At 60.2% G+C, this 7,282-nt stretch carries 5 protein-coding genes; 3 read left to right on the forward strand and 2 right to left on the reverse strand.

The genetic code is table 11. The features are described from left to right. Positions 1 to 1,450: hypothetical protein (locus B7L71_RS16865; RefSeq protein WP_139790006.1), on the reverse strand; the 1,450-nt coding region annotated here is incomplete at its 3' end. Between the two features lie 445 nt (positions 1,451 to 1,895). On the opposite strand from B7L71_RS16865, the gene copM reads away from it, so the two are divergent. After that, complete coding sequence (gene copM / locus B7L71_RS00580; RefSeq protein WP_016916437.1) at positions 1,896 to 2,318, forward strand: CopM family metallochaperone; 423 nt, start codon at positions 1,896 to 1,898, stop codon at positions 2,316 to 2,318. 88 nt (positions 2,319 to 2,406) lie between these two features. After that, positions 2,407 to 3,138: a trimeric intracellular cation channel family protein gene (locus B7L71_RS00585; RefSeq protein WP_081135162.1), complete on the forward strand. Its 732-nt coding sequence runs from the start codon at positions 2,407 to 2,409 to the stop codon at positions 3,136 to 3,138. Positions 3,139 to 3,152: 14 nt separating this feature from the next. Here B7L71_RS00585 and B7L71_RS00590 read toward each other — a convergent pair whose 3' ends face one another. Further along, the gene (locus tag B7L71_RS00590) at positions 3,153 to 6,110 is read right to left on the reverse strand and encodes a hypothetical protein (RefSeq protein WP_081135164.1); all 2,958 of its coding nucleotides are present in this window, start codon (positions 6,108 to 6,110) and stop codon (positions 3,153 to 3,155) included. 107 nt (positions 6,111 to 6,217) lie between these two features. Here B7L71_RS00590 and B7L71_RS00595 point away from each other — a divergent pair, with 107 nt between their 5' ends. Next, positions 6,218 to 6,925 carry a DUF3581 family protein gene (locus B7L71_RS00595; protein WP_039175785.1) on the forward strand — a complete coding sequence of 236 codons (708 nt, stop codon included), beginning with the start codon at positions 6,218 to 6,220 and terminating at the stop codon, positions 6,923 to 6,925. The last annotated feature ends 357 nt before the right edge of the window (positions 6,926 to 7,282 follow it).

Consider the following 7,282-nt stretch of genomic DNA (forward strand, 5'->3'; position numbering starts at 1 on the left):
CTAACACATGCACCCGAACGACGAGCACCCCGCGAGGTACCTTGGTCTGAGTATCAATGTAAACCCAATTAGCGACTGACGTTTCCACCTCCTCGTCTATTTCGAAAGGTTCGAGGCTGATCAACCGAGGGTCGGGGGAAGTGCTAAAGCCGTCTTCAAAGGTAAACCAGCTAACGCCACGAATCGTTTCGGGATAGGCCGATTGCAAATAGAGAAGCGCATTCCACATATCACGTAGAAAGCCCTGTGATTCCAGTGTAATAGGAGCATGAATAGAGGCCTGTCCGACCCCTTTTCCTGATCCATGCGGCTCCCCAGTGGAGAAAATAGTTTCGTCACCCGGAACGGGGACGCCTCGTGTATCGGGCACATTTTTTCGAGTATATCGTTTATCCAAGACGGCGCGAGGCTTACCTAAAATAACGAATTCGTCCTCAGGAAGGTCTAGCCAAGAAGAGCCATGGTCGGGCTCTTCATCATCCGTCAGGTCAATGACATCGGGGATGTCTTGAAGCTGATGATAGGGAAATTGAGTGGGAGCATCATCGCCATCGGTGGCTGGTACTGTCGTTGACTTCTCTCTTTCGCGGTGGATCGTGGCACCATCGGGCTGCGTACAGCCTAATATCTGCAAGCCTAGGAATGTGTTGCCACCATCAATTGGAACGCCAGAAACAGAGATTTCCCCGCTGCCTTGAAACCATGGGGTGGCTTTTAAAAGCATCTCATCTGGCGTGGAGCTGGTTTCAAATTGTGAATATATATATTTTGCAGCGCGCTTGGCATACGGATCGTACAACATATGCGCGAGCAAAATGGCATCGTGTTTATGAACATGATAGGTAAATTTGACAGGCCACGTACCTGGGGATGCAGGCGCATCAAGCGGTCGATAAAGACGTTTTTTGACTTCTTCCCAAGGGTAAGTGGCGAGCACTCGCTTGATTTCAGAAGATCGGCCGTAAACGCGAATAAAAAATTCTGTGCAAGGGATGAGCAAGTGTTTGCCATCTGGAAGGTCAAATTCAATCAGGTATGTTTTGTGCTGATTTTTCTGGGGTAAGTAGTTCGAGTCATGAAAAGCGGTATAGAGGCTTCGTCCTGATTGTCGTAAATCATCTAAGGTGACAATTCGCCAGCCGCCTGGAGAAAAAGAAACGGAGAATTTTCTTTCCTCGTAGGCAATACGCGAGCTACTCACGCCCTTTTCCCATACTGACCCTATTCTCAATAGCCCAAGATGCGTTAAGACAGTCTCACGTCTCATCACGCCTCCTAAGTTATTTTCATGGTCGATGGTTCTTAAGAAGATATGGATTTTAGGGACGCTTCGTAAGCGATTGTTCTTAAATATAGGCCCGTACCACCAAACGACCAAGCGCTCTGCCTCGTTTTTTAGGGTGCCATCATGGAAGCTAAAGGTTCTGGATTGTTTAAGAGAAACGGTCACAAAGGCGCACTCTATGTAAACTCAACATAGAGATTGTCGCAGCAATTATTGTTTAGTCGCAACAATTGTTGGAAATGACACTGCTTGCGGCCTATCAGGACCGAGCGCCGGAGTTGGTGCGGCACGCGCAACGTCAGAAGCGACACCGCCGGCTGATATTCCCGTTCTATAGCCTGCAGCGGGGCTGGCAACGGCTGTTTGCTCAAGGCCGAAGTGTTTCTATCCCCTCTGGAGAAGAGCGCCAGACGCCGAGGCACGAATACCAGACTTGTTCACCTCCTCAGGAGGACTATGCCGATGACACGCCGGAAAATGGGGAGACCCTAGACCTTAGGCCTCTTGACCTCTGTGCTGCCCCAAGGTTTTAGACTTTTAATCTATCGTGACGATAGCGTCCTGCCTGACAGAGGCAGGCAAAGCCAATCAGCCATTGAGGAGCACACTGATGTCCAACGTTTGCCAAAGTGTCACCCAGAGCCTTCTACCCGCCATGCGCAGGCCGTACTGGGTAGGTGCCATGATGCTCGCAGGGGCGCTGATCGCGCCGCTCAGCCATGCGCATCATCACTCATCAGACAGCGACGCCCATGGGCAGGCCGCATCACCTTCAGAGAATCCGGCCGTCGCCGCTTTTCAGGCGGCCAATGACCGTATGCATGAAGATATGAACATGGCCTTCAGCGGAGACCCCGACGTGGACTTTGCCAAGGGCATGATTCCGCACCATGAAGGCGCCATTGCGATGGCCGAGATCGTGCTCGAATATGGCGATGACCCAGAGATTCGCCAGCTCGCCGAGGAGATTATCGCGGCTCAAGAGAGTGAAATTGCGTTTCTGCGCGAGTGGCTCGAGCGTCAGGAACATTAACGTCACCTTGCCCGCATAATCCGCTACGCACCGGCCGCAACAGTGATATTCTGCCCGCCTCTTCAGGGTCGCATCAAAGGAGCGCTGCGTGTCGGGGGTAATTTACGGGTTGGATTTGGCGGGGGTGATCGTGTTTGCCCTGTCGGGAGTCATTTTGGCCTGCCGTTCGCGGATGGACCCGTTTGGCATGCTGGTGCTGGCGGCGGTGACCGGGATTGGCGGCGGCACCTTGAGGGATCTGGTGCTGGGTGTCCGGCCGGTGTTCTGGGTCACCGACCCCACGTATCTGTGGGTCATCCTCGCCACGGTGGGCGTGTCGTTGGTGGGATTTCACTATATCCATCGTCTGTCTCGGGGGTTTTTACCCATCGCGGATGCCTTCGGCCTGGCGCTGTTTACCGTGATCGGTACCCACAAGGCGCTGCTGCTGGGCACGTCGGGGGTGGTGGCGGTACTCATGGGCATGATGACCGGCGTGGCGGGAGGCATGATTCGTGACGTGTTGGCCCAGCGGGTGCCCATGGTGCTGCGCGAAGAGATCTATGCCACCGCCGCCATGGCGGGCGGGATCGTCTATGTGGTGCTCCAATCCTTGCAGGCACCGCTGACGCTTGCCATTGCGGCTGCCTTGAGTGTCACCCTGGGGCTGCGCTTGGCGGCGATTCACTGGCACCTGGCGCTGCCGGTGTTTGCCTGGGTGACCGTGCCGCCCAAACACGACGAAGCCGACGACACGACAGAGCCACACACCACCTCGCTCTCGACGCCCCAGAAGGCCAAGGAGCGGGTGCGCATGATTCGCCGCGAGCGTCGTCGCTAAGCGCCTGCCGGTACTTATGGGCGTTGGGTGGCGCGCCATTGATCGAACCAGCGCCGAGGCTGAATGACGCGCAGGGTTGGCTCGCTCTCCACCAGCTCGACACCGATACCCAGCGCCCCCAGGCGGGCATACAGCGCGCCATTGGCCTGCTGATGGGCCAGGGTGATATCCGACAGTAGCAACAGGGGGCCACCTGTCAGCGCCAGGTTGGCCAGCCGAATCTGTTCGCCGTCGATGTTCAGTTCAGCGCTGCCCTCGATGGGCTGTACGTCGAGCAGCCGCCCCAGCCAGTCGCGCTCTCGGGCGCGGGCTAAAAAAAGTCGCGCCAACAAGCCGGAGTCGCGCATCCCCAAGCGCAGCTGGCTGGTCAGCTGCAGCGGGTCGCCCCACACCAACCGTGCCTGCTGCAGGTCGAGCTGCACCCACCAGCCCGCGTCCTGAGCCCCTTCCTCGCTTTGGCGGAACATGTTCTCCAGCCGCACATAGGAGTCGCTGGCGGTGAAATGGCGAGCATCGAGGTCGCCGTCGGTGAGCCTTAGCTGCATGGCGATATCCCCACGCAGCCGCTGGTCCAGCAGGGCCAGCTCGGTCTCGAAAGCGCGCAGGGTAATCTCCCCTTGTGCCTGCAGCCCTTCCAGCAGCCATTCGCTGCTCAGGCTGGCGTGGCCGGAGAGCAGCTCCACCCCGGCATCGTCAGGAAGAAAACGGTTGTAGCGGGTCATGTCCGGCACTTCGGTGATGGGCAGCACGATGCGGGTCACGAAGTGCTCCGGGGCGGCGGCTTCCAGCATCTCACTGAAGCGGTCTGTCTGGGTGGTCAGCGCCAGGTGGCGGCCTTGAAGATGAGGGCGACCGTCGTCCTGATGGCTCAGGGCAAACTGGGGAATGCCGAGTGAAAGCCGCGCCTGTTCGGAGCTGTCCAACTGCGCGGTCAGCTCTCCACGCCCTGTGGCGAGATAGTCCAGAAAGGTCACGGCCAGCTCATTGGCGTTGACCCTCAGGCGTGTGGGGGCCTGGAACTGGTCGTCACGAAACGCCCCCTGCAAGAAGAGCTGGCCTTCGCCCGAGAGGCTGATGCCATGGGCATCCGGTAAAAAAGCGTTGAGAAAACTGAGCCGTTGAACGCTGCCGTCGACGCGGAACTGCCCGCTGGGCACGCCTGCCCGGCGCTGAAACTGCCCATCACGAAGCACGATGATGCTCTCCAGTGGCTCCTCCAGGGCGTGCTCGTCGGCCACCTGCCAGCGCAGCCGTGAGCCGCTGATATCCAGCGCCGTGCCGTCCAGCGCGGCCTGGCGTATCGTCAGCTGCAACTGCGCGTTGCTGACTAGGGTGCCGCGCTGATCGCCCCGCTGCCAGCCGGTGGTCAGCTGATTGCCCGCCAGGTGCAGCTCACCCTGCATGGCCTGTGTGTCGAACTCCAGTTGTCCCCGGCTGGTGGCGCTGCCGCGCTGTAGTGTCAACGGGGCGGGAGAGGGCAGCAGGCCTGCCAGGTAGGGTTGCAGTACGCCCAGATCGGGGAGCGTGGCTTCTGCCCAGCTCAGCCGTGCCGTGGCCTGCTGCCTGGCCTGTTCGGGGTCGAGGGGGCTGGTGGCGTCCAGGGTCAGCTGCGCGTTGGCCATCAGTTGGCGCGTCTGGTGATACAGCTCGGCATCACGCAGTGCCAGCGTGGCGTGCAGCTGCTCATCTTCGTTCAATTGCGCATTCAGGGTGCCTTGGCCCTGGGTGGTGAAGTCCAACAGCGCTGCACCCAGTGCTGGGGCCTCGATGGCCAGCTCGGCCTGGTAGGGGCGTGCGTCGCGCAGGGCAAGCCGGGCATCGATACTCCCCTCGCCAGTGAGCCTGATGCCCTGGCCTTCCAGCGCGGTGGTCAGGTAGCGGTCCAGCATATCCAGCCTAGTGACCTGGCCAGAGAGGGCCAGCGTGGCATGGGTAGGGAGCGCCAACTGGTCCAGGCGCTGGTTGGGAAGCTCGGTGGCCAGGGTCAGTTGGGTATCGGTGGCATAGGGGCGGGTGTCGGAAGGCGTCGTCTCGGCCAGCGTCACCTGTGCCAGACGGGTGGAAAAGCGCAGTTGCTGCTCTTCCACCGCAAGACGTACCTGGCCTTCGCCGGTGGCGGTGTGGCGTGGGGGCGAGGCATCTGCGAGCAGCCAGCGGCGTGCTTCATCGCGGCGCGCCAGGCGCTGCTCATCCAGCGCAAGCTCCAGGACGGGCGCGGTCAGTACCAGCTCGCTGTCGGGCTGCAGTTCGCCTGCCACCAGCGCAAGGTCACCCTGGAGCTCTCCGCGGCCCGCCAGGCTGAGCCACGGCAACGCTTCCAGATAGGGCATGAACACGTCCCAGGCATCGGCCTGGGCGGTCAGCGACAGCCGCGCATCCAGGGCGCTCAAGAGCGCTTCTTCGAGGGCCTCCCCCCGTAATGCCTGGGTAGCGGTCTCGGCCAGCGACGCCGTACTGCGCAGGTCGATCTGTTGGATCAAGGTGGTCTGATCACTGAGCCGCACCAGGCTGCCCTGGGTAATGTCCAGCGACACATGCGGCAAGGTCAGCCGATCCTGACTAAGCTGGGTATCCATGACCTGCAGCTGGCCTTCGGCCTCCAGCGCCAGATCGCCAACCGTCAGGCGGCGAATGCCGTCGGCATTCAGGGCGTGAAGGTAGAGTTCGCCACGCAGCAGGGCCAGTAGCGAGAGCGACAAGGTGGCCCGTTCGGCTTCTACCGAGAGGGGCAGGGCGGCATCGTCCCGGGCCAAGTAGAGGTTTTCGACTTCCCAGCGGCCGGGGTGCAGGCTCTGGGCACTCGACCAGCGCACCTCTACGCCGTCGATGGTGGAGATCTGGCGCGGCAACCACTGGCTATTGAGCAGCCAGTAGCTGCCCGCCAGCCACACTAGAGCAACCAGGATCACGGCCACCAAGGCATAGATCAAGGGGGGACAGCGGCGCGGCGTGGGGGGCGTCTCGTTGGTCATACAAGCATCCTGGCAGATGACTCCTGTTGGCGCGTGTTTTATGGCATTATGCGCGACGTAGGGCAGTTATGGGTTTTCGATTTCAACGCTAGGCAGGCAGCAAAGCCATGTTCAAGGATTTTTACGCGCAGCGCGGAGAGTACGTGGTGATCTCCGCCGAGCAGGCCAGTCGCTTCGCCAAGGGCGTGGCCGGCGATTACAACCCGATTCACAACCCGGACGCACGGCGTTTCTGTGTGCCCGGCGACTTGTTGTTCACGCTGGTACTGGTGAAGTTCGGGCTGTCGCGACAAATGGAATTTCGCTTCACCAATATGGTAGGCGCTGATACACCGCTCAAGTTTAGCGAAGCCGACAACGGCGATATCCATGTCTGCGACGAGAGCGGAAAGTGCTATTTGCAGGTGGTACGCCGAGGGGAAGTCACCCGTGACGAAGCGGCCGTGGAAGCCTTCGCGCGTTGCTACGTGGCCTTCTCGGGCAAGAATTTCCCGCACTATCTGAAGCCCTTGATGGAGCAGCACGGGGTGATGTTCAACCCCAAGCGCCCGCTGGTGATCTACGACAGCATGGGCTTCTGTCTGGACCGGCTGGATGCGCTGTCACCGGATCTCGCCTTGACCCAGTCGTCTCTCGAAGTCCAGGGCAAGCGTGCCGATGCGCTGCTGGAGTTCTCCATTCAGTCCTCTGGCCAGCCCGTGGGCGTGGGTTCCAAGAAGCTGGTGGTCAGCGGCCTGTGCAACTACGACGACAGCGAGATGGCGGCCATCGTGGCTGAGTTCTATCGTCTCAAGGCCGCTTACGAAGCCGCCTGAAGCGCGACGTCAAAGCCCCCATGGCGGTGTGACGCCATGGGAGCGCTGCTCTCAAGTTTCCGGTGGTTGCGTGGCCAGCTGTAGCGCCACGGTGGTAACGCGCTCCCCCCAGAATCCCTTCGACACTCAGCGTCATGCCGTCCAGCTGCAGCGTGTCGCCCGCTCTCAAGGGCTCGTCGAGCGCTTTGTGAAACGGCGTGTCCAGCGCCCTCTCATCGGGATCAAGTGTATGCAGTTGGTGGAAAACGGTAGCGCGCGGTGTGCGGAGTGGGGCGGCATGGCTTCGTCCTGATCAAATTGCGCGTCAAACCTCGGCCTTCCAGGCCGGGGAAGGATAGCGCGAGGCGCGCAGCGCCT

This window comes from Halomonas sp. BC2 (genome assembly GCF_002078115.1).
Taxonomy (GTDB): domain Bacteria; phylum Pseudomonadota; class Gammaproteobacteria; order Pseudomonadales; family Halomonadaceae; genus Vreelandella; species Vreelandella stevensii.

Coding starts and splice junctions, on each gene's coding strand:
- B7L71_RS00590 (WP_081135164.1), bottom strand. CDS start 6,110: ATGACCAACGAGACGCCCCCCACGCCGCGCCGCTGTCCCCCCTTGATC.
- copM (WP_016916437.1), top strand. CDS start 1,896: ATGTCCAACGTTTGCCAAAGTGTCACCCAGAGCCTTCTACCCGCCATG.
- B7L71_RS00595 (WP_039175785.1), top strand. CDS start 6,218: ATGTTCAAGGATTTTTACGCGCAGCGCGGAGAGTACGTGGTGATCTCC.